This is a genomic window from Flavobacterium sp. AED (genome assembly GCF_000812945.1).
Lineage (GTDB): Bacteria > Bacteroidota > Bacteroidia > Flavobacteriales > Flavobacteriaceae > Flavobacterium.
Genome location: NZ_JSYM01000006.1, coordinates 113,853 through 139,199, shown reverse-complemented (window position 1 = coordinate 139,199; position 25,347 = coordinate 113,853). Strand labels below are relative to the sequence as shown.

20 protein-coding genes and 1 riboswitch are annotated in these 25,347 nt (G+C 35.1%); of the genes, 2 read left to right on the top strand and 18 right to left on the bottom strand.

From position 1 onward, the window contains the following. Window positions 1-52 precede the first annotated feature (52 nt). The 3 genes from OA85_RS15920 to OA85_RS15910 all read right to left on the bottom strand — a co-directional run bounded on the left by OA85_RS15920 (window position 53) and on the right by OA85_RS15910 (window position 3,725). Complete coding sequence (locus OA85_RS15920) at window positions 53-1,204, bottom strand: aminotransferase class I/II-fold pyridoxal phosphate-dependent enzyme (protein ID WP_039110829.1); 1,152 nt, start codon at window positions 1,202-1,204, stop codon at window positions 53-55. Next, window positions 1,201-2,028, bottom strand: coding sequence for a prephenate dehydratase (locus OA85_RS15915; RefSeq protein WP_039110828.1), 828 nt, complete (start codon window positions 2,026-2,028; stop codon window positions 1,201-1,203). The genes OA85_RS15920 and OA85_RS15915 overlap by 4 nt, the downstream gene beginning before the upstream one ends. A 443-nt stretch (window positions 2,029-2,471) precedes the next feature. Beyond that, window positions 2,472-3,725: a dicarboxylate/amino acid:cation symporter gene (locus OA85_RS15910; protein ID WP_039110871.1), complete on the bottom strand. Its 1,254-nt coding sequence runs from the start codon at window positions 3,723-3,725 to the stop codon at window positions 2,472-2,474. Between the two features lie 147 nt (window positions 3,726-3,872). Here OA85_RS15910 and gldA point away from each other — a divergent pair, with 147 nt between their 5' ends. After that, a complete protein-coding gene (gldA, locus tag OA85_RS15905; protein WP_039110827.1) occupies window positions 3,873-4,769 on the top strand; it encodes a gliding motility-associated ABC transporter ATP-binding subunit GldA in 897 nt (298 codons plus the stop codon). A gap of 157 nt (window positions 4,770-4,926) precedes the next feature. On the opposite strand, the gene OA85_RS15900 is transcribed toward gldA, so the two are convergent. The 11 genes from OA85_RS15900 to OA85_RS15850 all read right to left on the bottom strand — a co-directional run bounded on the left by OA85_RS15900 (window position 4,927) and on the right by OA85_RS15850 (window position 19,492). Further along, the gene (locus OA85_RS15900) at window positions 4,927-6,339 is read right to left on the bottom strand and encodes a pyridoxal-dependent decarboxylase (protein ID WP_039110826.1); all 1,413 of its coding nucleotides are present in this window, start codon (window positions 6,337-6,339) and stop codon (window positions 4,927-4,929) included. Window positions 6,340-6,400: 61 nt separating this feature from the next. Then, the gene (gene metF / locus OA85_RS15895) at window positions 6,401-7,357 is read right to left on the bottom strand and encodes a methylenetetrahydrofolate reductase [NAD(P)H] (protein WP_039110825.1); all 957 of its coding nucleotides are present in this window, start codon (window positions 7,355-7,357) and stop codon (window positions 6,401-6,403) included. A gap of 63 nt (window positions 7,358-7,420) precedes the next feature. Next, window positions 7,421-10,102 carry a methionine synthase gene (gene metH / locus OA85_RS15890; protein ID WP_039110824.1) on the bottom strand — a complete coding sequence of 894 codons (2,682 nt, stop codon included), beginning with the start codon at window positions 10,100-10,102 and terminating at the stop codon, window positions 7,421-7,423. Window positions 10,103-10,183: 81 nt separating this feature from the next. Beyond that, entirely contained in the window at window positions 10,184-11,185 is a 1,002-nt protein-coding gene (locus tag OA85_RS15885) for a homocysteine S-methyltransferase family protein (RefSeq protein ID WP_039110823.1), read from the bottom strand. 347 nt (window positions 11,186-11,532) lie between these two features. After that, window positions 11,533-11,650, bottom strand: a riboswitch (SAM riboswitch). A gap of 80 nt (window positions 11,651-11,730) precedes the next feature. Next, the gene (locus tag OA85_RS15880) at window positions 11,731-12,783 is read right to left on the bottom strand and encodes an NAD(P)/FAD-dependent oxidoreductase (protein WP_039110822.1); all 1,053 of its coding nucleotides are present in this window, start codon (window positions 12,781-12,783) and stop codon (window positions 11,731-11,733) included. A 107-nt stretch (window positions 12,784-12,890) separates the two neighbouring features. Next, window positions 12,891-13,472, bottom strand: coding sequence for a bifunctional precorrin-2 dehydrogenase/sirohydrochlorin ferrochelatase (locus OA85_RS15875; protein WP_039110821.1), 582 nt, complete (start codon window positions 13,470-13,472; stop codon window positions 12,891-12,893). A 2-nt stretch (window positions 13,473-13,474) separates the two neighbouring features. Continuing rightward, window positions 13,475-14,248: a uroporphyrinogen-III C-methyltransferase gene (gene cobA, locus OA85_RS15870; protein ID WP_039110820.1), complete on the bottom strand. Its 774-nt coding sequence runs from the start codon at window positions 14,246-14,248 to the stop codon at window positions 13,475-13,477. After that, window positions 14,241-16,331 carry a HEPN domain-containing protein gene (locus tag OA85_RS15865; RefSeq protein ID WP_039110819.1) on the bottom strand — a complete coding sequence of 697 codons (2,091 nt, stop codon included), beginning with the start codon at window positions 16,329-16,331 and terminating at the stop codon, window positions 14,241-14,243. The genes cobA and OA85_RS15865 overlap by 8 nt, the downstream gene beginning before the upstream one ends. A 74-nt stretch (window positions 16,332-16,405) precedes the next feature. Further along, complete coding sequence (locus OA85_RS15860; protein ID WP_035668363.1) at window positions 16,406-17,650, bottom strand: sulfate adenylyltransferase subunit 1; 1,245 nt, start codon at window positions 17,648-17,650, stop codon at window positions 16,406-16,408. Window positions 17,651-17,826: 176 nt separating this feature from the next. Next, window positions 17,827-18,726, bottom strand: coding sequence for a sulfate adenylyltransferase subunit CysD (gene cysD / locus OA85_RS15855; protein ID WP_039110818.1), 900 nt, complete (start codon window positions 18,724-18,726; stop codon window positions 17,827-17,829). Window positions 18,727-18,790: 64 nt separating this feature from the next. After that, complete coding sequence (locus tag OA85_RS15850; RefSeq protein ID WP_039110817.1) at window positions 18,791-19,492, bottom strand: phosphoadenylyl-sulfate reductase; 702 nt, start codon at window positions 19,490-19,492, stop codon at window positions 18,791-18,793. A gap of 198 nt (window positions 19,493-19,690) precedes the next feature. Here OA85_RS15850 and OA85_RS15845 point away from each other — a divergent pair, with 198 nt between their 5' ends. Continuing rightward, window positions 19,691-20,473, top strand: coding sequence for a sulfite exporter TauE/SafE family protein (locus tag OA85_RS15845; RefSeq protein ID WP_039110816.1), 783 nt, complete (start codon window positions 19,691-19,693; stop codon window positions 20,471-20,473). Between the two features lie 154 nt (window positions 20,474-20,627). On the opposite strand, the gene OA85_RS15840 is transcribed toward OA85_RS15845, so the two are convergent. The 4 genes from OA85_RS15840 to thrA form a co-directional block, all read right to left on the bottom strand. Then, on the bottom strand, window positions 20,628-21,038 hold the full coding sequence (locus OA85_RS15840) for an Rrf2 family transcriptional regulator (RefSeq protein ID WP_039110815.1): 411 nt from the start codon (window positions 21,036-21,038) through the stop codon (window positions 20,628-20,630). 189 nt (window positions 21,039-21,227) lie between these two features. Beyond that, window positions 21,228-22,400 (bottom strand): PLP-dependent aspartate aminotransferase family protein, encoded by a 1,173-nt coding sequence (locus tag OA85_RS15835; RefSeq protein WP_039110814.1) that lies wholly within the window; start codon window positions 22,398-22,400, stop codon window positions 21,228-21,230. Between the two features lie 70 nt (window positions 22,401-22,470). Next, complete coding sequence (locus OA85_RS15830) at window positions 22,471-22,896, bottom strand: OsmC family protein (protein ID WP_039110813.1); 426 nt, start codon at window positions 22,894-22,896, stop codon at window positions 22,471-22,473. A gap of 26 nt (window positions 22,897-22,922) precedes the next feature. Beyond that, window positions 22,923-25,337: a bifunctional aspartate kinase/homoserine dehydrogenase I gene (gene thrA / locus OA85_RS15825; RefSeq protein WP_039110812.1), complete on the bottom strand. Its 2,415-nt coding sequence runs from the start codon at window positions 25,335-25,337 to the stop codon at window positions 22,923-22,925. Between the last annotated feature and the right edge of the window lie 10 nt (window positions 25,338-25,347).

The following is a 25,347-nucleotide window of genomic DNA, read 5'->3' as shown; positions in this document are numbered from 1 at the left end:
GGATTTGGGACTTTCGAATTAGGATTAATTTGAATTCCTAAATCAAAAAATCCTAATTCCTAAATCTTTCTATAGCCTCTTGTACTTTTTCCTCTTTTACACAAAGTGCAAATCGGATGTATCCTTCTCCATTAGAACCAAAAATTGTTCCCGGCGTAATGAAAATAGATTTATCATATAAAATTTCATCAATAAATTTCTCCGCCGATGTAATTCCGTCAGGCAATTTTGCCCAAACAAATAATCCAACACCTTCCTTATAAACTTTACATCCTAATTCCTCAGCTAGTTGTTCGGTAAGAATTCTGCGTTTTCTATAAATTGCATTCATCGATTCAAACCAAGTCTTGTCACTTTTCAAAGCTTCAATTGCCCCTTTTTGAATCCCGTAAAACATACCGCTATCCATGTTGCTTTTTACTTTTAGTACCGCATCGATACAAGCTGCATTTCCTAAAACCATTCCGACTCTCCAGCCCGCCATGTTAAAAGTCTTGCTCAAAGAATTCAATTCTAAAGCCACGTCTTTTGCGCCTTCTACTTGCAACAAACTCATAGGATTGTCATTCAAAACAAAACTGTACGGATTGTCGTTAACTAATAATATCTGATGTTTTTTGGCGAAAGCCACCAACTTTTCAAACAACTGTAAACTTCCTCTTACTCCTGTTGGCATGTGCGGATAACCAATCCACATGATTTTCACTTTCGATAAATCTAATTTTTCCAAAGCTTCAAAATCAGGTTCCCAGTTATTTACTTCTTTTAAATCGTAATAAACGGGTACTGCCCCTACTAAATTTGTCACCGAAGTATACGTTGGATATCCTGGATTTGGAATCAGCACCTGATCTCCTTCATTCAAGAAAGCCAGTGAAATATGCATAATCCCTTCTTTGGACCCCATCAAAGGCAAAATCTCAGTATTTGGATTCAACGCCACCTGAAAGTTGTTCTGATAAAAATCAGCCATTCCTTTTCTCAATTCCGGCAACCCTTGGTAACTTTGGTACTGATGTGCATTTTCTTCTTGCATAGCAAGAACTACTGCATCTATAACCGCTTGTGAAGGCTGTAAATCCGGACTTCCAATTCCCATATTGATAATTGGTTTCCCTTCAGAAGCCAATTGTCTTACTTCCCTCAATTTTGAGGAGAAATAGTATTCTTCAATTATATCCAGACGTTTCGCTGTAGTAATCATGGTTTTGTATTTTTATATTCACCTAAAACTTTAAAGTATTCTGCCATGATGGTCAGTAATGCTTTTGCTTTAGCATAATCTTCGTATTTTTCGAAAGTAACATCCACAAAAAAGGAATATTTCCAAGGAGTTTCTATTTTTGGTAACGATTGTATTTTAGTTAAATTCAATTTACAATCACTCATTACATTCAGAACCGCCGCTAAACTTCCGCGTTTGTGATCCAATTCAAATTTGATAGAAGCTCTGTTTATTTCGTTTTCTTCAACAAATGAATTCTCCTTTTTAATAATAACAAATCGTGTCATGTTATTATTTATCGTTTGAATTTCTGGCGCTAAAATTTCTAATTCATACATTTCAGAAGCTGTTTTGCTCGCAATTGCGGCAATTCCTTTCAACTGATTTTGGTGTATTCTTCTGGCCGTTTCAGCAGTATCTTTATCTTCAACTAATTTTATGTTTGGATATTTTTTCAAAAACTCCATACATTGTAATAAGGCCATAGGATGAGAATGTACTTCTTGAATATCTTCAATTTTTTGACCTCTCAACGCCATTAAATTTTGATGAATATCCAAATAATGTTCTCCTATGATGTGCAAATTATTTTTATCAATCAAAGCGTAATTCGGAATAATTGGTCCTGCAATAGAATTTTCTATAGCCATAACCGCTTGATCTGATTTCCCGGACAATAAACTATCCACCAATTCTTCAAAAGACAAACACTCATCTACCTCAACATTCTGATAGTAATATTCTTGTGCTACCTGATGATGGAAACAGCCTTTTATACCTTGTATTGCAATCTTTGTTCTCATTCGAAATTACTATTTGTTTTTATTTGAAAATGAAATTTTGATAATTTTTGATTCGTGCTCTACCGATTTTTTGTTATGCTAATTTCATTTTTATTCAAAAAAAAATCCTGATTTTCATCAGGATTGTATATTAGTTTTATTTGTTTGTTGTTTTTCAAATAACCATAGCACAATCCCTTACTTCCTAAAGAAGAAATAATAAGTGTTGCTAAAATAAAAACGGTTATTAGACATTGTATGTTGTGTTATTTTCAATAATTACTCTGCAAATGTAGGACTTATTTCAAACCGACCAAAAAAAAAATATTATTTTATGTAACAAAAAAAGAATTCTTTGTGAAACAACCTTTTTATTACCAAATACTTAAACAAATGATTTTTAAATTACTGTTTATTACAGATTTCAAAATGACTTTTTCTTTAATTTTGATTCAAAATAACATTTAAGCAGCTATTTTCACCGAAAGCCATTTTTTTCCTTCCGCAATTCGGGTCACTAACATCGCCGAAACTAAGTCGCCATTAGCATTTAATAAGGTTGCCATAGGATCTACTAAAGTCCCTACTATCATCGCCGCCGGCAAAGCTTGCTCCATTGGAAATCCATAAACGGTTATCGCCAAAATTTCCCCTATATAACCACCATTCGGAATTCCTCCTTCGACAACCGAAACTATTACAGTAATTCCTAATGCTAAAAGTAATGTATGCGGATCCGTAAAATCTTTACCAAACATGGCAAAAATAACTGCAATCTTTATCACTGACGACATACTTGAACCGTCTTTATGCAAAGGTGCTCCCAAGGGAATAACTACATTTCTGATATGACTCGGAATATTCATGTGTTCTGCCCCTTCCAGATTTGCAGGAATTGTGGCAATACTGCTACAGGTCCCCAATGCAGTTAATGATGGAGTGATATTATTTTTCCAAAATACATTCAGTCCTTTTCTTCCTCCAGCAATAAAAGCATACAAACTAAAAAACACGACAAAGTAAAAAGCACAAACCGCATAATAAAGACCCAAAGGTTTTGCATACGCACCAAATAATTGTGGGCCAAAAATCCCAACCTGATACGCAAAATAAGCACCCAAACCTATTGGAGCCGTTTTCATAATCATATGCAGCAATTGTTTCATCACTTCGTTTCCTGAATTCAAGAACCGACTGAAATCTTTTCCTTTTTCACCCGAATGCAAACTGGCAAATCCTATTAAAAACGAGAATATGATAAGTGCTAACATATTCTTACGAGATAACAATTCGAAGAAATCATTAGCGGTAAGCAATTGTGTAATTTGTGAACCTGCTGAACTAGCTTGAATCGATTCTAACGGAATTTTTGAAATGATGATATCTTGCTGAATAGGGAATAACAATACGCCAATAATCATCAAAATAGCTGAAATCAACACAGTACTTAAAAACACACCAATTACAATCACAAATAACCTCCCCAGTTTCTCAGACTTTTCTAAACTGGCTATCGAGGATGAAATGGTAAAAAATATCAGCGGAATAATTGCAGTAAACAATAAATTCAGAAATATATCTCCCAAAGGTTTAATCACTTCTACTCCTTTTCCAAAAACCAAACCCAATATACTTCCTACCAGAATTCCTCCAAGTAGCAATAAAATACTTTTGTAGTTTTTTAAGAAACTGCCCGATTGTGTATTTTTTAAATTCATATCCATATAGTTTATGGTAAATATATAAATCTAAAAGAGAATATCATCTTGCTTAGTAAACTTTGACAAAGGTCTTTTTACTTATTGGACTACAAAAAACAATAAATCAATGATTATTCTGTTTACTTTTGCAACAAATAAAATTCCATGTCAATAGAAGTAAATAACATATCCAAAAGTTATGGTGCCCAAAAAGCACTGGATAACATTTCATTTTCTGTAAATAAAGGAGAAATTGTTGGTTTTTTAGGTCCAAATGGAGCCGGAAAATCAACTTTGATGAAAATATTGACAACCTATATCAATGCTGATGAAGGTTCAGCATTAGTAAATGGGCATGATGTAAACAGCCAACAAAAAGCAGTTCAACTTTCTATTGGTTATTTACCCGAACACAATCCATTGTATTTGGATTTGTATGTGAGAGAATATTTAGCTTTTAATGCCGATGTCTATAAAGTAGCTAAATCCCGAATCGAAGAAGTAATTCAACTGACTGGTTTAAGTTCCGAAAGTCATAAAAAAATAGGTCAATTATCTAAAGGATACCGCCAACGTGTAGGACTGGCCAATGCTTTATTGCACAATCCCGATGTTTTGATTCTTGATGAACCCACCACAGGATTAGACCCAAACCAATTAATCGAAATTCGTAACGTCATTAAAAATGTAGGGAAAGACAAAACCGTTTTTCTTTCTACGCACATCATGCAGGAAGTCGAAGCGATTTGCGATCGCGTGATCATCATCAACAACGGTAAAATCGTTGCCGATAAAAAACTGGATAACTTAATTTCTGAAGATAAGGAACAAGTTATCGAAGTGGAATTTGATTATAAAATAGAAGAACAAGCCATTGCTAAAATCGAAAATCTTACTTCCTATAAAAACACACACGACATGATCTGGGAACTAACCTTTACAACCGACAAAGACATGCGCCCAGCCGTTTTTGATTTTGCTACTGCAAATGGTTTGAAAACGTTACAACTGAATCAGAAGAATAAAAACTTGGAGGCTGTTTTCAGGGAGATTACGAAGTAGTATCAGGTTACAGTTTTCAGTTTTCAGATAAAAAAGAGAACTCGTTTAATACAAAACCTTTAACTTTTCAATCAACGAAGGAGGAATCTCAGCACGTGGGATTTCTCCTTCGTCAGAATAACATGTTAGTGCTAAAATTGACACGAACATTTAAAATCTACTCAATCCCTAGCTCCAAAACACTTGTTTTCATTTCCTCCACAGCAATTTGTATATCCTTCTCACTAGTTCTCCAATTGACAAACGAAGCCCGAATTCCTTTTCGGTTTTCGTAAACCGTTGGCGTCATAAACACTTTCCCTCTGTCATTAAGATGCGACAAAAACAAATTGACTTTTTCTTGATTGTGGTCTCCCGCCAAAGTAAAGCATACGTTGTTCAAGCGAGTTGGGGCCAATAATTCGAAGTTCTCGTTTTGAGTAATGAAATCGTCAAACTGCAATGCCATCGTAACGCTATTTTCAATAATACCCTGAAAACCTTTTTTGCCATAGGCCAATAATGAAAACCAAACCGGCAAAGCTTTTAAGCGTCTTGAGTTTTCAGGTAAAAAATTAAGGTAACTAAAATTATCTAACGGATTTCCTAAATATGGTGCATTAGAATTTTGAAAGGTTTCAATTTGCAAGTTTTGATGTTCTTCTTTTACCAAATAAAAAGCGCTTTCATAAGGCACATTTAACCATTTATGACAATCTATAGTAATACTGTCGGCGTTTTCCCAACCGTTTACAAGGTGTTTATATTTTGGAGAACAAGCGGTAAAACCTCCAAAAGCAGCATCAACATGCCACCAGAAATTGTATTTTTCTTTCAGTTTGGTAATAGCATTGAAATCATCAAAATCAGCCGTGTTGACCGTTCCTGCACTAGATATTAAAATGAATGGTTTCCCATTTAGACTTTCAATATTTTTTTCTAAATCGGTAATATCTATCGCTTCACGGTTTCCTTCAATAGTTTTTATTTTCGTGAAATTCTGGCTTCCAATCCCTAACATTGCCAAACATTTTACCGACGAAGAATGTGGCGTAGCCGTAAGAATGTTTATAGGTTCTGAAATTCCGTTTTTTGCAAAATCTTTTCCTAATTGATTTCCGAACCATTGTCTCGCCACCGCCAAACAAGTAAAATTAGACATCGTAGCTCCAGTCACAAATCCGCCTAAAAATGATTTTGGTAACTCTAACAATTGCAACAACAAATTAATTGTTTCAATTTCTATTAAAGCCGAAACACCACCTTGTGCTTTTGTTGCTTGCGCATTTGGATCGTAAATAGTAGTCAACCAATCACCAATAATAGATGCTGGTGTTGCTCCGCCAGTTACAAAGCCCCAATATCTTGGCCCAGCTTGCGAAACCATCAAAGGTGCTAAACGTTGGTTAAATTCTTCCAAAGCTGACAGTGCTCCCAAACCAGAATCGTTTAGATTTCTATCCGTAGTTATAGAATTCTTAGTAGAAGTAGGAACGTTATCCATTGAATCTAGAAAATCAATTCCTTGTTGTTTTACTATTTCAAGGATCTTTTCAATATCGTTTAAATCTTGTTGGAGGATTGGATTCATTTGGTTTCGATTTTATATATAAAAAAAGGGCTGAAGAATCAGCCCTTTTAAATTGTATCAATTAAAAAACTTGACTCGCTATTTGTCGAATATTTTCTGATTTTCCCATAGAATAATAGTGCAACACGGGAACCCCGGCAGCTTTCAATTCTAAAGATTGTTGAATAGCCCATTCGATTCCTACTTGTCTGATGTCAGCATTATTTTTGCATTGACCAACTGCATGAATCAAATCTTCAGGCAAATCTATTCTGAAAATTTGTGGCAATACTTGTAAATGTCTTTGCACAGCAATAGGTTTGATACCCGGAATAATAGGAACTGTAATTCCCATTTCTCTAGCTTTGGCAACAAACTCAAAATATTTTGCATTGTCAAAAAACATTTGGGTTACTACATAATCAGCACCTGCTTCTACCTTTTCTTTCAGTCTTTTTAAATCCGAAATTAATGAAGGTGATTCCAAATGTTTTTCTGGATAACCTGCAACTCCAATACAAAAATTGGCTTTATTGTCAATATCCATCACATCATGCAAGTACTTTCCGCAATTCAATTGGTTAATTTGTTTAACTAAATCAACCGCAAAATCATTACCTCCTTCTTTCGGCACAAAAGATTGTTCATCTTTCATTGCATCACCACGAAGCGCCATCACATTATCAATTCCCAGATAGTGACAATCTACCAATAAATACTCGGTTTCTTCTTTGGTAAACCCACCGCAAAGCACGTGAGGAACTGTATCTACGTTATACTTGTGCTTGATAGACGCACAAATTCCAAGAGTTCCAGGACGCATTCTAGTTAGTTTTTTTTCTAATAAACCATTACCTTTATTAACGTAAATATATTCTTCGCGAGATGTAGTTACGTCTATAAAAGGCGGTTTGAACTCCATCAACGGATCAATATTATCGTATAATTCCTGAATGCTTTTGCCTTTTTGAGGCGGAATAATTTCAAACGAGAATAAGGTGCTACCTTTTGCGTCTTCTATATGTTGTGTTACTTTCATTTTCTTTAGTTTGAAGTTTAAGGTTTAAGGTTCTCTCGAACAACTTTAACTTTAAACTATTTTTTAATCTGCTATATTTGGGTTCAACCATTTCATGGCTACTTCTGTTGAAACGCTTCTACGTTTGGCATAATCAATAACTTGGTCTTCTTTTATTTTTCCAAGTCCAAAATACTTACTTTCCGGATTTCCAAAATAGTAACCAGATACCGAAGAAGCCGGCCACATCGCCATACTTTCCGTTAAAGTCACTCCTATTTCTTGTTCTACATTTAGTAATTTCCAAATGGTAGGTTTTTCTAAATGGTCAGGACAAGCCGGATATCCTGGTGCCGGACGAATTCCTTTGTAATCTTCAGCAATCATTGCCTCTGTACTCAACGCTTCATCTGACGAATAACCCCAAATTTCTTTACGAATTTTTTCGTGCAAATATTCGGCGAAAGCTTCCGCAAAACGATCCGCCAATGCTTTTACCATAATTGAATTATAATCGTCTAAATCTCTTTCGAATTCAGCTGCCCATTCATCCACACCAAAACCGGTGGTTACGCAAAATGCACCCATATAATCAACTTTTCCACTTTCTTTTGGAGCAATAAAATCGGCCAATGCAATATTGGGAGCTCCTTTCGTTTTTTGTGATTGCTGACGTAAAGTTAAGAATGTCTGCAATGGTTTTCCGTTTTCATCAGTCAATTCAATATCATCATCGTTGATTTGATTCGCAGGGAAAATTCCGTAAATTCCTTTAGCGGTTAGTTTCTTTTCTCTCAAAATAACTTCCAACATTTCTTGTGCATCTGCAAAAACAGACGTTGCTTGCTCTCCTACTACCTCATCCGTTAAAATCGCAGGGTATTTTCCGAACAATTCCCATGTTCTAAAAAATGGAGTCCAGTCAATATAAGGAACCAAAACATCCAAATCGACTTCGATAGTTTGTTCTCCAATTACATTTGGTTTTACAGGAGTAAAATTGGCCCAATCCAACTGCAATTTATTTTTACGTGCTTGCTCAATGGTCAGGAAATTTTTATCACGCGAACGATTCAAAAATGTTTCTCTAAACGCATCATATTCCGCTCTAATATCGCTTGCGTATATCTTTCTATCCTTGTTTAATAAACTTCCGGCCACTGTCACGGCTCTCGAAGCATCGTTTACATGAATTACCGTTTCTCTATATTGAGGCGCAATTTTCACGGCAGTATGTGCTCTAGAAGTTGTTGCTCCACCAATCATTACCGGAATTTTCATTCCTCGTTTATCTAATTCTTTGGCGAGATATACCATTTCGTCCAGTGACGGCGTGATTAATCCGCTTAATCCAATAATATCCACGTTGTGCTCAATGGCAGCTGCAATAATTTTTTCAGGTGGCACCATTACGCCCAAATCTACTATTTCATAATTATTACACGCCAGCACCACGCTAACAATATTTTTACCAATATCATGCACATCGCCTTTTACGGTTGCCATCAGGATTTTTCCATTTCCTTGCTTGTCACCCGCTTGTTTGCTTGCTTCGATATAAGGTAACAAATAGGCCACGGCTTTTTTCATCACCCGCGCTGATTTTACTACTTGTGGCAAAAACATTTTACCAGAACCAAACAAATCACCTACAACATTCATTCCTGTCATCAAGTTAATTTCGATAACTTCAATAGGTTTTGTAGCAGCCAATCGAGCTTCTTCAACATCTAGTTCTATAAAGGCATCGACTCCTTTTACAAGTGAGTGTGTAATTCGTTCTTGAACGGTTCCCGAACGCCATTCTTGAACTGCTTTTTCATTACTCTTTACATCTCCTTTTACATTCTCTGCAAAATCCAATAATCTTTCGGTTGCATCATCACGACGGTTTAGGATTACATCCTCAACGTGTTCTAATAAATCCTTTGGAATTTCGTCGTAAATAGAAAGCATCTCTGGGTTTACAATTCCCATCGTCATTCCGTTTTGAATAGCATGGTACAAGAAAACGGAGTGCATCGCTTCCCGCACCGTGTCATTTCCTCTAAACGAAAACGAAACATTACTCACACCACCACTAATGTGCGCATGTGGAAGATTCTCTCTAACCCATTTCGTTCCTCTAAAGAAATCCAAAGCATTCAGGCGGTGTTCTTCCATTCCTGTAGCTACGGGAAATATATTCAAATCGAAAATAATATCCTGTGGAGGAAAACCAACTTTATTCACTAATATATCATATGAACGTTGGCAAATTTCTACTCGACGTTCGTAATTATCTGCTTGTCCTACCTCATCAAAAGCCATTATAATTGCTGCAGCACCGTAACGCTTAATCAATTTAGCATGATGAATAAATTGCTCTTCCCCTTCTTTCAAAGAAATGGAATTCACAACACTCTTTCCTTGTACTACTTTCAGACCCGCTTCGATGATATCCCATTTCGAGCTATCAATCATTATTGGCACTCTGGAAATATCAGGTTCGGCAGCAATCAAATTCAGGAATTTTGTCATGGCATATTCGCCATCAAGCATTCCTTCATCCATATTAATATCGATGATTTGTGCGCCACCTTCTACTTGTTCTTTAGCAATACTGAGTGCTTCTTCGTATTTTTCTTCCTTAATTAATCGAAGGAATTTTCTAGAACCTGTAACATTGGTTCGTTCACCAATATTCACAAAAACGCTTTGTGGCGTAATGATTAAAGGCTCTAATCCCGATAATACAAGGTTTTTTCTAGTTTCTGCTTGTGCCATTTTTTATTTTTTTTTGCCTCAAATTCACTAATTCCAATACATCGAGGCTATAATTCAGACGCAATACTTTGCGTCTCTTCGTTACATTGTTGCTGTCGAAACTCGAGGTTTATAATCCTTTGCAATATCAGCAATCAACTTTATATGTTCTGGCGTTGTTCCGCAACAACCGCCTATGATATTTACTAAATTATCGTCTAAATATTCTTTGATAAATGCTTGCATCTGTTCCGGCGTTTCATCGTACTCTCCAAATGCGTTTGGCAATCCTGCATTAGGATGTGCTGACACGTTGAAAGAAGTGTTTTGAGACAAGGTTTGCAAATATGGTTTTAATAAATCCGCACCCAGAGCACAATTGAATCCTACACTTAACAATGGAATGTGTGAAACTGAAACCAAAAAAGCTTCTACCGTTTGTCCTGAAAGTGTTCTTCCTGAAGCATCGGTAATTGTTCCTGAAACCATGATAGGAATATCGATATTGCGTTCATCTTTGACTTCTTCGATAGCGAAAAGGGCTGCTTTGGCATTTAAAGTGTCGAAAATAGTTTCCACCAAAAGTAAATCGCAACCGCCGTCCATTAAGGCTTCTACTTGTTGCTTGTAAGCAATACGCAAATCATCAAAAGTTACGGCTCTATAACCTGGGTCGTTTACATCTGGTGACATACTCGCCGTTCTGTTTGTTGGTCCTATTGAACCTGCTACAAAACGAGGTTTATCCGGATTTTTGGCAGTAAATTCATCGGCTACTTCACGGGCAATTTTTGCCGATTCGTAGTTGAGTTCATAAACGTATTCTTCCAGATAATAATCCGCCATACCAATCGTGGTTCCTGAGAACGTATTGGTTTCAACGATATCAGCACCCGCTTCAAAATAAGCTGCGTGGACTGCTTTGATGGCTTGTGGTTGTGTAAGTGACAACAAATCGTTGTTTCCTTTTAAGGAATGTGGAAAATCTTTGAAACGCTCTCCACGAAAATCTTCTTCGGAAAAATTGTAACGTTGTAACATCGTTCCCATAGCTCCATCGAGTATGAGTATGTTTTTTTTAATGGCTTCTTGAATACTTGACATTTTATTTTGTTATTGTTGTGTTTTGATGGTTGAAATAAAACCAAAAAAACACAAATTTTTACTCTTTAGCCCCGATTATCTCACTTAATTCCTATTTTCATAGGAGTTCGATAAACTACGTTTGCAGTGTAAATCCTTTTACTTTTTTCTTTAAAAAAAGTAAAAGATTACTTCACTAAACTTTCATTTTAAGCGGAGTTCAGTGAACTTCGTTTGCAACGAAAAGCGGGAACAATGACGGCAAAAATTGCGCCAATCATTCGCTCCTGATACTGAAATAAATTCAGTAAGTAAATATCGATATGTTTGTCAAGAAAAGGTTTGAGAAATACTGTGGAAGTATTCTTGTGTTATCTATCTTAAATGCTGAATAATTCAGTATAAAGTAGAATGTAGCACCTTCTTTAAAGATAAAGGGTTGCTAAGGTTTCATCGGGTCTTTCCCTCCGCCTTTCGTGATAACTTTCAATAAAAATAGGAACACTGCAAAGTAAAGACATAGCGTTAATACTTGCAAGTATTAACGCTATATTTTTTTACTAGTTTTATACTATGGCTTTTACCACTGCTTTTGGAGCCTCTTTACGGGTTCCGTCAAATCCGTCAACACCAGAAACTGTAGTATATTTTAATACATATTTCTTACCTGGATTGATAATTTGGTATGCTGCCTGACACATTAAAGTCGCTTCGTGGAATCCACAAAGAATCAATTTTAATTTTCCCGGGTATGTATTTACGTCACCAATGGCAAAAATTCCAGGAATATTCGTTTGGTAATCCAAAGCATTATTTACTTTGATTGCATTTTTTTCAATATCTAATCCCCAGTCTCCAATAGGACCTAATTTTGGAGTTAATCCAAAAAGTGGAATAAAATAATCTGTTTCAATGGTACGGTGTGCCCCATTTTCCTCAATATCAATTGATTCTAAATGTTCGGCTCCGTTCAAACCAATTACTTCCGCAGGCGTGATCATTCGTATTTTTCCTAAATCTTTCAACTCTTGGACTTTTTCTACAGAATCTAATGCTCCTCTAAATTCATTTCTTCTGTGAATCAAAGTCACCTCAGAAGCTACATTAGACAAGAAAATACTCCAGTCCAAAGCAGAATCACCACCTCCGGCAATTACAACTCTTTTGTCTCTGAATTTCTCTGGATTTTTGATGAAATATTTTATCCCTTTATCTTCGTAAAATTCAATGTCTTCGATAAGTGGTTTTCTTGGTTCAAAACTTCCTAATCCACCCGCAATCGCAACAACTGAAGCATGAAATTTCTTTCCTTTATTTGAGGTTACAATAAAACTTCCGTCTTCTTGTTTTGCTATAGTTTCTGCACGTTCGCCCAGCGTAAAACCTGGTTCGAATTGTTTGATTTGTTCCATCAAATTATCAACTAAATCACCCGCTAATACTTCAGGAAATCCTGGAATATCATAAATAGGTTTTTTTGGATACAATTCTGAAAGTTGTCCGCCCGCTTGTGGCAGTGCGTCTAAAATGTGACATTTTAGTTTTAACAATCCTGCTTCAAAAACTGCAAATAAACCTGTTGGTCCGGCTCCTATAATTAATATGTCTGTTTTAACCATTTTTTTATTCTTTATATGTGTAATTATGCTAAACTATTTTACTGCAAATTAACGATTGATTTTTACTGTTTTAAATGATAAATATCATTCGTTACTTATTGGCTCTTTTATTCTTTATTTTTTAACGCTTCGGTAATTTCATTCATTTTTTGAACTTTTTCTTCGAAATTTCCTTTCAGCGTTTTGCGATATTCATTTAGGTTTTCGACCATTTTATTGATATCGTCCGGAATTATTTCTTCAAAAAACTCCCGCAATCTTTTGGCAGTAGTCGGAGACTTACCGTTTGTTGAAATCGCTATTTTGACATTTCCTTTGGTTACGATTCCTCCCAAATAATAATCACATAATGGCGGCGTATCAGCAATGTTACAAATCAAATATCTTTTTCGAGATAAGTCGAATACGCGTTTATTGACTTTTAAATCATCGGTACAAGCAATAACCATGTGCCGTTTCTTCAACATCTTTTTCTTGAACTTGGCTTTCGTCAATTTCACCGAAGGATGCTTTTTAACCAATTCTTCCAGTTCAGACAAAAACTTTGGTGCTACCACCTCAACATTTGCATTTGGACTGGATTTTAGCATAAACGATAACTTTTCTAAACCTACATTTCCTCCACCTACAATAAGTACATTGAGGTTGTGTAATTTTAAAAATATTGGATATAATTCGTTTTGTTCCATTATTATCTTATTTCAGATGCTATAAATTCCTCGTAAAACCCTTTGAACTTGTTACTCTCTTTTACCACTTCTCCAATAACAATTATTGCTGGTGAACTTAATTTATTCTCCACTACAACTTGTTGGATAGTATTAATCGTTCCAACACCCACTTTTTCTTGTGGAGTAGTTCCGTTTTGAATAATCGCAACAGGAGTTTCTCCTTTAGATTCTTTTTGGAATAATGACACAATTTGCGCCAATTTACTCATTCCCATCAAAATCACAACTGTTGCTGATGATTGCGCTGCAAGCGCTACATCATCGGACAAATTCCTGTCGGAAGTTGTGCCTGTAATAACCCAAAAACTTTCGGAAACGCCTCTTTTTGTCAAAGAAATTCCTTGATAAGCGGGAACTGCAATGGCTGATGAAATTCCGGGCACTACAAATGTAGGGATTCCAAAACTTTCTGCGAATTCTATTTCTTCGCTTCCACGGCCAAAAATAAACGGATCGCCACCTTTTAACCGAACCACATTTCCATACGTAAGCGCATTATCTACAATCAACTGATTGATTTGATCTTGCGAATATTCATGTGTTCCAATTCTTTTTCCCACAAATATTTTTATGGCATTTTTTGGCGCGTGATTCATTATTTCTTCATTGGCCAGCGCATCATACAAAACCACATTCGCTTCAGCAAGTGCTTTTACTCCTTTCAGAGTAAGCAAATCTGGGTCACCGGGACCAGCACCCACTAAAGTTACTTTTGGTTTTATTGTATTATGCATCAGCTAAATCTTTTGCTCTGTATTTTTCTATTTTATCAAAAAATGCAACTCCTTCTTGAATGTATTTTTGTGCAAATTCCTCAGAAGGCTCATTCGCTTTGATTTGATAAACCAAATCTTTGAAGCTTGAATCCAATTCTATTTTTTTGCTTTCGACAAAAACAGTATCAAACAAATCGATAATTCCAGCATGGTGATTCGTTTTTTGGTTTTCAGCCAATAATATTGCTTTCGCCCCATTTACAAAACCTGCGTAGGCTAAATAAATCGCATCTGCCCATTTTTTATCTTCGAAAGCTTCTTGTGCGAAAGTTAATTTATCTTTGGCTTCCAATAATAATGTAGCCACTAAATCAATTACAACACCAGCACATTCTCCAACTCCAACTGCTTTTACGTAGTTATCAGCATTTCCCCAATCTACAAAATCAGCTTCGGTAAGATTAGTCAAATCGGCTAATGGCTTCAAGAATTCGTAGAAATATTTCTCTCCTTTGGCATCGTAATAATTCAAGAATGATTGTCCGTTTCCATTGGCATCAAAATCATTTAAAATAAAACGCAACGCATCTGGCCCTCTTCTACTTGGAATTTTGATTACTTTATCAGAAAAACGTCCTACTCCATTTCCTAAATTCCCTCCACCTAATAATACCTGAAGTGCTGGAGCAACTAGTTTTCCTGCATTAATTGACATTCCTTGGAAACCAATTTCAGACATATTGTGTTGTCCACAAGCATTCATACAACCGCTAATTTTAATTGCGATTTCTTGATTGTTGCTGTATTGTGGGTATTCCGTTTTTAATACTCTTTCTAATTCATCTGCAATACCTGTACTACTTGCGATACCTAAATTACAAGTATCCGTTCCCGGACAAGCCGTGATATCTCCGATAGTGTCATATCCTAAAGCAACAAAATCCAATTTAGCCAATTCTTGATAAAAGAACGCTAGATTTTCTTCTTTAATATTACGCAAAACGATGTTTTGTCTTAGAGAAAAACGCAATTCATTAGCACCGTAATTTTTAATCAAATCAGCTAATAATCTTGCTTTGTCTGTATAAAAATCTCCTAAAAGCACTTTAATACCAATAGCTACATATCCTGCTTGTTTTTGTGCAATCACATTCGATTTTTTCCAAGCTTCAAAAGCTTCAACATCACCAATCGTTACTGATGGCACTGCCAACAAAGGTTCTGTAATTGGTCCTTCAAAAGCGGTAGTATCTATTTCGTATGTATGAAAAGGCAAAGCTTTTTTCTCTTCGTCAACCAAACGTAAAAACTCATCACGACCTAAGTCTTTAATTAAGAATTTCATACGTGCTTTCAAACGTTTTGCTCTTTCTCCGTAACGGTCAAAAACTCTAATTATACCTTCGGCAGTTGGAATAATTTGATTCACCGGTACAAATTCTGAAAGCAATTCAGCGTGACTTGGTTGAGAACCTAAACCACCAGCAAACATTATTTTGAAACCTTTTTCGCCATTTACAATTTTTGGAATAAATCCTAAATCGTGTAAATAACTCAACGCAGTATCTTTATCAGAAGACGAAAATGATATTTTGAACTTACGCCCCATTTCTTGACAAATTGGGTTACGCAATAAATATTGAAACAAACCGTGTGCATAAGGTGATACGTCAAAAGGCTCGTCAACATCTACACCAGCTAATTCGCTACCAGTAATATTACGCACTGTGTTTCCACAAGCTTCTCTCAAAGTGATATCATCTTTGGCTAATTCTGACCAAAGCTCAGGTGTTCTGTCTAAACTCACATAGTGAATTTGAATATCCTGACGGGTAGTAATGTGTAAACGTCCCGTAGAATATTTATCTGACACTTCAGTAATTCTTTTCAATTGCTCACTAGTCACTTTTCCGTAAGGCAATTTAATACGAATCATTTGTACGCCTTCTTGACGTTGACCGTAAATACCACGTGCCAAACGAAGACTACGAAAACGCTCATCGTCAATTTGTCCACTTCGGAATGAATGAATTTTTTTCTCTAAATCGATAATCTCTTTTTGGACAATCGGATCTTCTATTTCGGTTCTAAAACTTTGCATATCTTTTTAGTTTATTGTTGTTGATTGATGGTTGTTGGTAGCATAACTATCAACTCAAAACCGTCAGCCAGTAACTATTTAATAAATCCAACTCCTGCTGTTGTGTTGGTTGCAGCATCTATTAAGATAAAAGCACCGTTTGATTTGTTGTCCGTATAGGCATCAAAATAAATGGCTTTGCTCAATTTAATAGTTACTTCTCCAATTTCATTTATAGCTAATTGAGTCGCTGGAGTTGTTCCAGAATAATCGGTTGCGATTACGTTTTTTACACTATCAATTTTTGCTAAAACTCTATTGCTGTTGTGTTGCACATAATATTTTGCACCTGCAACTAATTTTTTACTGTCCATCCAACAAACAGTTGTTGTGATGTCTTTTTCAATTTTAGGAAGTTCATTAGATTTTACAATCATATCACCTCTCGTTACATTGATGTCATTATCTAATTCGATAGTGATAGAAGAACCAGCCGTAGCTTCATCAAATTGCTTGTCAAAAAAGTGAATATTCGTTACTGTAGATTCTGTTAAAGAAGGAAGTACCGTTACGGCATCCCCAACTTTAATATTGTTCCCGTATAATTTTCCGGCATACCCTCTAAAATCGTGATATTCCTCGGTTTTTGGTCGGATTACTGTTTGAACAGGGAAACGTGCGATTCCGTTTTCGTAGATATCATTTGGTTCTAAAGATTCCAAATGTTCCAAAACCGTTTGTCCTGTGTACCAAGGCATATTCTCCGATTTATCGGCAACATTACCCCCATTGATTGCACTTAACGGAATGTAACTTACATTTTGTTCTTTGAAAGCGCTCTTTGCATTTAATGCCTGAAAGTCAGCTTTAATTTTGTTGTATACTTCTTCTGAATAATCAACTAAATCCATTTTGTTTACCGCAACAATTACATCTTTTACTCTCAATAAATTATTGATAAAAAAGTGACGGTAGGTTTGCTCAATTACTCCTTTACGAGCATCAATCAAAATAATTGAAACTTGTGAAGTTGACGCTCCGGTAACCATATTACGTGTATATTCTACGTGACCCGGAGTATCCGCAATGATATAACTTTTCTTTGCAGTCGAAAAATAAATGTGAGCCACATCAATCGTGATTCCTTGTTCTCTTTCAGCAACTAAACCATCGGTAGCCAAAGAAAAATCTAAGTAATCGTATCCTTTTTGCTTGCTGCTTTTTTCTATTGCTTCAATCTTATCTGTAGTCAACGATTTTGTATCGTATAATAATCTCCCGATTAATGTACTTTTCCCGTCATCCACACTTCCTGCTGTTGCTATTTTTAAAACTTCCATATTACCGTTATATTTTCCCCTCCCCGACCCTCCCCGAAGGGAAGGGAGACGAGTCTGGTATATTTTTATATATTACTATTCTACTTTTTATTTTCTAAATTCTTTTCCCAAAACTCAAAACCAACATTAATCCAGTTTAGGCTCCCTTCCCTTCGGGGAGGGCTGGAGTGGGGATTCTAAAAATACCCTTGTTGTTTTCTTTTTTCCATCGCAGCTTCAGAACGTTTGTCATCAATTCTGGCTCCTCTTTCAGAAATAGTTGAAGATCTAATTTCACCAACCACTTCTTGAATAGTTGCTGCATAAGAATCAACGGCAGCAGTACAACTCATATCTCCAACAGTTCTAAAACGAACAATTCTTTCTTCGATTTCTTCATCTTCTTCTTGGTATACAAATGGAGAATGTGACCAAATCATACCATCTCTTATAAATACTTTACGCTTATGCGAAAAGTAAATCGATGGAATTTCTATTTGCTCTTGTTCGATATAACTCCAAACATCTAATTCAGTCCAGTTTGAAATTGGAAAAACACGTACGTTTTGACCATTTTCAATTTTTCCATTCAATAAATCAAACAATTCTGGACGTTGGTTTTTTTCATCCCATTGACCAAAATCATCACGAACAGAAAAAATACGTTCTTTAGCCCTTGCTTTTTCTTCATCTCTACGAGCTCCACCAATACAAGCGTCAAATTTGAATTCTTCGATAGCATCCAATAATGTAGTCGTTTGCAAACTGTTTCTGCTAGAATATTTCCCAGACTCTTCTACAACTTTCCCTTCATCTATAGCGTCCTGCACATTACGAACGATTAATTCCAATCCTAATTCAGCTACTAATTTATCTCTAAACGCAATAGTTTCAGGAAAGTTATGTCCTGTATCTACGTGTAACAATGGAAAAGGAATTTTAGCGGGAAAAAAGGCTTTCTGTGCTAAACGTACCAATGTAATTGAATCTTTTCCACCAGAGAAAAGCAAAACTGGTTTGTCAAATTGAGAAATAACTTCTCTAAAAATGTATATCGCTTCGCTTTCTAAAGCGTTTGTTTTTAATATTGAACTCATCATTCTTTGTTTATTTGGTAATTTGTTTTTTTGTTAATCTGTTTTCGTCTAAACGATTAAACTTTTATTTTTGGTGTAAACCACATTCTTTATGACTCGATTCCCATGACCATCTTCCTGCTCTGATATCTTCGCCTTCGGCTATGGCCCTAGTGCAAGGCGCACAACCAATGCTAACAAACCCTTTTTTGTGTAAAGCGTTTTGTGGCACATTATTATCATCAATATATTTCTGAACGTCTGCCAAAGTCCATTTCAATAATGGATTGAATTTTATGATATTGAAATGCGCATCGTATTCAAAGGCCGCCAAATCATTTCTGTTTTCCGATTGTTCTGCACGTAAACCGGTAATCCAAATTTCATTTCCTTTTAATGCCTTAGTCAACGGTGCTACTTTTCGAATAAAACAACATTCTTTTCTATTCTCAACTGATTCATAGAAACTGTTTGGACCTTTTTTATTTAATAATTCTTCTACAGCGCTAGCTTCCGGAAAATAGGTTTTAATGTCTATTTTATATTTTTTCAAGGTCTTATGAAAAACATCATACGTTTCTTGAAATAATCTTCCTGTATCCAAAGTAAAAATGGTAATCGGCAAATCATTTTTGGCAATTAAAGCCGTAATCACTTGATCTTCCTGTCCAAAAGAGGTTGAAAAAACCACTTTGTCTTTGTATTCATTAGCCAAAAAAGCAAACGTTTCCTCGATAGAGAAATTTGCTGTTTTTTCTAATAAAGTAGTTACTATTGCTGCGCTCATTTTATTGGTTTAATTACAAAATCTATTACCCTATCGGTTTAGTAGATTACTATGCAAAAGTACTACTTATTTCTATATTACAAAATAATATTTGAATTTTTTACATTAATTTTTTATTTTTTAAATATACTTTATAAAGTCTACCAAATCTATAGGATAATTATAAAATAGTTATTATTTTTGTCAAAAATTTCTTTTATGGATTTTCAATTAGGATTAATTGTTGCAGGTTTAGTAGTTGGTTTTGTGGTAGGATTGACAGGTGTGGGAGGCGGATCTTTGATGACTCCTATTTTATTATGGTTTGGTATTCCACCAACAACTGCTGTTGGAACTGATTTATTGTATGCGGCTTTTACTAAATTAGGCGGCGTGTTTGTACATCATAAAAAAGGCAATATAAATTGGTCCATCACCGGTTGGCTTACTTTAGGGAGTGTTCCTGCAGCTTTACTAACTTTATGGATATTGAATAGTATTAAAACAGACATTTCAACTATAAATGCTGTAATAAAATACAGTTTGGGTTGGGCGCTACTTTTTACTTCGATAGCCATTTTGTTCAAAAAGAAACTCTTAGTTTTTTCTCAAAAACATGCTGGTGATAAATTCCATAGTCAGAGTAAAACTCAAAATGTATTAACTATCGCTATTGGTGTAATGCTGGGAGCAACTGTGACCCTAACTTCGATAGGAGCTGGTGCTTTAGGCACCGTAACTTTATTTTTCCTATACCCTCTTTTACCAACTCCGAGATTAGTTGGAACAGAGATTGCCCATGCAGTACCATTAACTCTTGTTGCTGGAATAGGGCACGCCTCAATGGGGAATTTAGATTTAGGGCTACTAGGACAGCTATTAATAGGATCACTTCCTGGGATTTTTATTGGAAGTATGTTGAGTGGAAAAGTACCTGATTTATTCCTTCGAAATGCCATTGCAATAATGTTATTTTTCGTGGGGTATAAATTAGTTTTTTAGCTTTTATAACGAAATATTTTAATTGAAATTGACATATAAAAATAGTCCAATAATCCATTTTTGATCACCTTATCTTTTACAAAAAAAGGTCCATTTCATTGGGTTAATTCAATGAAATGGTCTTTTTTTATACTATTTTATTTGACAGAATAGACTAAAATGTAATATCAGCTAATGAATTGTTTTCCAATATCATTAAGGTATTATCACGCACTTCAGTCATTAGCCTATGAACGGAACAATTTACCTCATCAATACAATCATCACATTTTTCATAAAAGTTATGACTTACACATGGCAATAGCGCTATAGGCCCTTCAAGAATGCGGTATACATGAGCCATATTAATATCTTTTGGCTCTTTAATCAGGTAATAACCTCCGCCTTTTCCTTTTTTTGCTCCCAAAAAACCAGAATAACGTAAGAGTAATAAAATACTTTCCAAAAACTTAATAGAAATATTTTCACTTTTTGCAATATCCGAAATGGGAACCGGGGTTTGATTCTCTTGACGAGCCAAAAATGACAACGCTTTTATTCCGTATTTTGTTTTCTTTGAAAGCATATTGAAGTGAATTAAGATTGTTGTTTAACAATTGTTGATTTCAAATTTTAAACTAATCCGAAATCAACATGTCTTTTATTGTACCAACAAAAATATACTTTTTGATTTAAGAATGGTGAATGGAGATTAACGATTTTTGACAGGTATTAAATCTACAATCAAAAATCGTTAATCTTTCATTAAAAAAAATTACGAAAGCGCTTGCTCCAAATCAGCAATTACATCTTTCACTGTTTCTAAACCTACTGAAACACGTACGAGTCCATCAGTAATGCTCACAGCCAAACGTTCTTCAACAGATAATTTACTGTGTGTTGTAGAAGCTGGATGCGTTACAATTGTTCTGGTATCACCAATATTTGCCGAAAGGGAACAAAGTTTTATTTTATCCAAAAATTGTCGCCCTGCTTCTATTCCGCCTTTAATTTCAAAAGCAATAATGTTGCCTCCCAAAAGCATTTGTTTTTTGGCTATTTCATATTTTGGATGCGATTTCAAGAACGGATATTTCACGCTGTTCACATTCGGATTATTTTCTAGAAATTCAGCTACTTTCAAAGCATTTTCGCAATGTTTTTCGACACGAACTACTAACGTTTCTAAACTTTTAGATAAAATCCAAGCATTAAACGGTGACAAAGCTGGTCCTGTATTTCTAGAAAATAAATAAATTTGACGGATCAAATCTTCGCTACCTACTGTTACTCCGCCCAAAACTCTTCCTTGTCCATCAATTAATTTGGTAGCTGAATGCACCACTAAATGCGCTCCCCATTTTATAGGCTGCTGAATATAAGGCGTTGCAAAACAATTATCGATAATCAATATCAAATTGTGTTTTTTGGCAATTGCTCCTAATAATTCCAAATCAATAACATCTACCGCAGGATTCGTAGGTGACTCGGCATACAATATTTTAGTATTTGGTTTAATGAAACTCTCGATAGTTTCCGGCTTATTAATATCAAAATACGAGGTTTCGATATTCCATTTTGGAAAATAAGTCATAAACAAAGCGTGCGTAGAACCAAAAACACTACTTGCAGAAACAATATGATCCCCTGAATTCAACAAAGCTGCAAAAGTAGAATATACGGCTGCCATTCCTGTTGCAAAAGCATAACCGGCTTCGGCACCTTCCATTTTGCAAATTTTCTCTACAAATTCAGTTGTATTAGGATTGCTGAAACGGCTGTAAATATTACGTTCTTTTTCTTCTGTAAAAGAAGCCCGCATGTCTTCGGCATCTTCAAATACAAAACTGGATGATAAATACAAAGGCACAGAATGCTCTTGATACTGTGACCTTTCTAATTGGGTACGGATGGCTTGGGTTTCAAAACCAAAATCTTGTTCGTTCATTTTTATTTTTTAGTTTAAAGTTTAAGTTTTAAAGTTGTTGGAATCGCAAATACCAACAACTTTATTTAAACTATAATGATTTATTATTCAAAACTACTTTATAATGTATCGTTGCGTTTGGTTCCAATGTTTTTGAAACCGAACAATATTTCTCAAAAGAAAGTTGCGCTGCTCTTGCTGCTTTTTCTTCATTAATTGGACCTTCCAGATAAAACACAACATGAATATCCTTGAATGGTTTTGCCTCTCCTACTTGTACGCGTTCCCCTTCTACCTCAGCTTTGAAAGAGGTAATTTCTTGACGTTGTTTTTTTAAAATCGAAATCATATCAATTGCGCTGCAACCTGCAACACCCATTAATACTAATTCCATTGGACTTGCACCCATATCATTCCCGCCAAATTCAGGACGACTATCAACATTTACTACATGACCTCTTTCGTTTTTTAATTCAAAGTGAAAGTTGTCGTTTATTCTGTTAAGTGTTATTTTCATTTTGTTGTTTTTTAAATCTTAAATCATTACCCTTTATCTGACAATCTCAAAATATCACCAAAAACACCTCTCGCCGTTACTGCAGATCCTGCGCCTGCTCCTTGAATTACAATTGGTCTGTCACCATACGATTCCGTGTAAATTTCGAAGAAAGAATCAGAACCTTTTAATCCACCCAAAGCGGTATCCGAAGGTACAGAAACTAACTTCACTTCTAGATTTCCTTTGTCATTTTGCAAATCACCTGATAATTCACCTATGTATCGCAACACGTGATTTGGTTTTTGCTCCGCTTTTATTTTAGCATAAATTGGATCAAATTCCGTCAGTTTATTTAAAAAATTAGAAGCATCACCTTCTCGTAAATGTTCTGGAATTAAATTCTGAATTTCAATTTCTTCAAACTCATTTTGCAAGTCTAATTCTCTTGCCAAAATCAATAATTTTCTACCTACATCATTTCCACACAAATCTTCTCTTGGGTCTGGTTCTGTATATCCATTATCGATAGCTTCTTTTAAAACTTCGCTAAACGGAACGTCCTTCGCAGAGAAATTGTTGAACAAATAACTCAATGTACCAGAGAAAACTCCTTTAATCTTTGTGATATTTTCGCCTGAAAGATGCAATAATTTTATCGTATCAATTAATGGTAATCCCGCTCCAACATTGGTTTCATACAAATAACTCTTTTGATTATCCGCCAACACTTTTCGCAGTTTTTTATAAAAGCTATAACTTAATGTATTCGCCACTTTATTGGACGAAATCAAATCAAAACCACTTTCTATCAAAGAAATATAATTTTCTACAAAAGCAGGACTTGCTGTATTATCAATAGCTATTAAATTTTCTAAATGATGTTCATTTGCGTAAGCAATTACATCCTCAATTGTGTAGGAGAAACCATTATTTTGAATTTCATTTCTCCAATTTGGAGTAACGCCATTTTTATTTAAAAGAACGTTTTTAGAATTTGCAATTGCAAAAACATTCAGTTTTATATCTTTTCTTTTCTCAATCGTTGCTGCTGATTCCAGTATTTGGTTAATCAAAGTTCCACCTACTAAACCATGTCCAAAAATGGCAATATTAATTTTCTTAGAAACTCCAAAAATCTCCCCGTGAATCACATTTAACGCTTTGTGAAGTTGCGATTTTTTAACCACCAAACTCACGTTTTTACCCGTAACTGTATTATTGAAAAGTATAGGGACAATTTTATTTTTTATCAATGCCGTGTAAGGCTTATGGAACGTACTTAAATCCTGACCAATGATAGAAATCACCGAAACATTATCAGTAACCGTGATTTTATTCACATCCTTCGAGTAGAAATCATTTTCGAATTCTTTCTCCAGTTCAATCATTGCTTTTGTCGCTTTATCAGCATCAACTACCAATCCAATTCCTCTTTCAGAAGAACCTTGAGAAATAATACTTACACTAATATCATTGTCGCCCATCACTCTGAAAATACGGGCATCAACACCAGTTTTTCCAAGCAATCCTCTACCTTCCAGATTTACTAACGATACATTTTCAAGTACTGAAAGGGTTTTAATTCCTTCTTTGTTAGAATTAGAAGTAATTAATGTTCCTTTATTTTCGTGATTGAATGTATTAAGAATACGAAGCGGAATGTTTTTTTCCAATAAAGGAATAATCGTTTTGGCATGCAGTATCGTTGCTCCAAAATTAGCCAATTCATTCGCTTCGTTAAAAGTCAAATGATCTATTTTTTTAGCATCAGGAACTAAATCGGGGTTAGCAGTATAAATTCCGTCAACATGCGTATAATTCTGTAGTTCTTCGGCATCGATATAATTAGCTATCAATGAAGCGGTATAATTACTGCCGTTTCTTCCTAAAGTCGTAGTGTCATTTTTACTATTTGAACCAATAAATCCAGTAACAATGTTGACTGTTGTTCCGTTATTTTGTTTGAAATAATTGATTACGTTTTTCTTCGAAAGTTGTTCCAAAGGTTGTGCGTCTCCAAATTTCGAATCCGTTTTAATCAATTCTCTTGAATCAGCAAAACGCGCATTTACTCCATTTTTAATTAAAATAGCCGTCAGTAATTTTGCAGAAAGCAACTCCCCTTTAGAAAGTACTTGGTCTTTAATTTTATTACTGTAATCCCCAATTAAACTTACACCTTCAAAAAGTTTTTCAAGAACATTGAATTCTTCTGACAAATCAACTTCATCATAATCGTCTTGTTGGTATTTTTTAAAGTCTTCAAATAATTCTTTATAATTACCATTTTTAGAAGCAACTCCTAAAATTTCTTCCAGTTCATCTGTAGCATTTCCTCTTGCCGAAACTACTATAGCAATTTTTTCTCCTTGATTTACTTTATCAGTAATAATAGCGACTACTTTATTTATTCCCTCGCCATTCGATAAAGATTTACCTCCAAATTTTAATATTTTCATTGTGTATGTT

Bases quoted from the DNA above. Each gene is read 5' to 3' on its own strand.
- OA85_RS15880 (WP_039110822.1), bottom strand. From the start codon at position 12,783: ATGGTTAAAACAGACATATTAATTATAGGAGCCGGACCAACAGGTTTA.
- OA85_RS15835 (WP_039110814.1), bottom strand. From the start codon at position 22,400: ATGAACGAACAAGATTTTGGTTTTGAAACCCAAGCCATCCGTACCCAA.
- gldA (WP_039110827.1), top strand. From the start codon at position 3,873: ATGTCAATAGAAGTAAATAACATATCCAAAAGTTATGGTGCCCAAAAA.
- OA85_RS15830 (WP_039110813.1), bottom strand. From the start codon at position 22,896: ATGAAAATAACACTTAACAGAATAAACGACAACTTTCACTTTGAATTA.
- cobA (WP_039110820.1), bottom strand. From the start codon at position 14,248: ATGCATAATACAATAAAACCAAAAGTAACTTTAGTGGGTGCTGGTCCC.
- OA85_RS15850 (WP_039110817.1), bottom strand. From the start codon at position 19,492: ATGAGCGCAGCAATAGTAACTACTTTATTAGAAAAAACAGCAAATTTC.
- OA85_RS15840 (WP_039110815.1), bottom strand. From the start codon at position 21,038: ATGCTTTCAAAGAAAACAAAATACGGAATAAAAGCGTTGTCATTTTTG.
- OA85_RS15920 (WP_039110829.1), bottom strand. From the start codon at position 1,204: ATGATTACTACAGCGAAACGTCTGGATATAATTGAAGAATACTATTTC.
- thrA (WP_039110812.1), bottom strand. From the start codon at position 25,337: ATGAAAATATTAAAATTTGGAGGTAAATCTTTATCGAATGGCGAGGGA.
- OA85_RS15865 (WP_039110819.1), bottom strand. From the start codon at position 16,331: ATGCAAAGTTTTAGAACCGAAATAGAAGATCCGATTGTCCAAAAAGAG.
- OA85_RS15860 (WP_035668363.1), bottom strand. From the start codon at position 17,650: ATGGAAGTTTTAAAAATAGCAACAGCAGGAAGTGTGGATGACGGGAAA.
- OA85_RS15875 (WP_039110821.1), bottom strand. From the start codon at position 13,472: ATGGAACAAAACGAATTATATCCAATATTTTTAAAATTACACAACCTC.
- OA85_RS15915 (WP_039110828.1), bottom strand. From the start codon at position 2,028: ATGAGAACAAAGATTGCAATACAAGGTATAAAAGGCTGTTTCCATCAT.
- OA85_RS15910 (WP_039110871.1), bottom strand. From the start codon at position 3,725: ATGAATTTAAAAAATACACAATCGGGCAGTTTCTTAAAAAACTACAAA.
- OA85_RS15845 (WP_039110816.1), top strand. From the start codon at position 19,691: ATGGATTTTCAATTAGGATTAATTGTTGCAGGTTTAGTAGTTGGTTTT.
- metF (WP_039110825.1), bottom strand. From the start codon at position 7,357: ATGAAAGTAACACAACATATAGAAGACGCAAAAGGTAGCACCTTATTC.
- OA85_RS15900 (WP_039110826.1), bottom strand. From the start codon at position 6,339: ATGAATCCAATCCTCCAACAAGATTTAAACGATATTGAAAAGATCCTT.
- OA85_RS15885 (WP_039110823.1), bottom strand. From the start codon at position 11,185: ATGTCAAGTATTCAAGAAGCCATTAAAAAAAACATACTCATACTCGAT.
- cysD (WP_039110818.1), bottom strand. From the start codon at position 18,726: ATGAGTTCAATATTAAAAACAAACGCTTTAGAAAGCGAAGCGATATAC.
- metH (WP_039110824.1), bottom strand. From the start codon at position 10,102: ATGGCACAAGCAGAAACTAGAAAAAACCTTGTATTATCGGGATTAGAG.